Here is a 954-nt window from a genome sequence, read left to right on the forward strand (position 1 = left end):
CACGCTTAATAATGATCAACTCGTCATGGGTAGCCGTCATTTTCTTGAAGTGCATGAACAGGTCGACTTCAGCGAATATGAAGAGACCATTCGCCAATATGAAGCGCTCGGTCGACACCTGATCTTCGTCTCCTACCAAGGCAAGCTCATTGGCATGCTAGGGCTGCGAGACCACCTGCGTGAGGATGCAAAAGCAACCTTAGAGAGCCTTCGAGGTTTAGGCATAAACGAGCTCATCATGATCACGGGTGATAGCCAGTTTAAAGCTCAGATCTTGGGTGACGAATTGAAGCTCGATCAAATCTTCGCAGAAGCCGTCCCATCGGCTAAGTCGTCCATTGTCGAGTCTCTGCAGCGACAAGGTAAAAGAGTGATGTTTGTTGGTGATGGCGTGAACGATGCACCGGCACTTACCGCTTCTGATGTGGGTGTTGCGATGTCTCAGGGGACTGAACTTGCGAGACAAGTGGCTGATGTTGTCCTGCTACATGACAAACTGTCCGCCCTGTCTGATGCTCGTGAACTGGCAAATATCGCGATGGGTGTCATCCACTCCAACATCAAGCTCGCAGAGTACGTCAACAGTGGCATTATGCTCGCAGCAGCTCTCGGATATCTGAGCCCTGCGATGAGTGCCCTGCTCCACAATGGTACCACGCTCTCGATTCTTGGACGTTCTGCCGCATTGCGTCACGGCTAATGACAATAACCCTGATCGAAATTCTGGAACCAACAAAGCCCAGCATCATCTGCTAGGCTTTCAATTATTGCGTAGTTTCTATTTAAGGCCCTACGACAATTCTTGGCGAAATAACAATGGGTTGCGCTAAGTTAAGAACCACTGGAGTTAAGGCTTTCGTTACCCTTGCAAGAGTAATCATGGTTGGTGCGATGTTAATGCTCTTGGTAGGAACAGGCACTTTTACTCTGGAAAGTTGTTGTGTTGCGGTACAT

General features: G+C 49.1%; 1 protein-coding gene. It reads left to right on the top strand.

Annotated features, from left to right (window positions below; translation table 11 throughout):
• A partial coding sequence (locus KIV40_RS33530; RefSeq protein ID WP_285353734.1) for an HAD-IC family P-type ATPase occupies positions 1–700 on the top strand: 700 nt, incomplete at its 5' end.
• Positions 701–954 lie beyond the last annotated feature (254 nt).

The sequence above is a fragment of the Vibrio sp. D173a genome, from assembly GCF_030248475.1.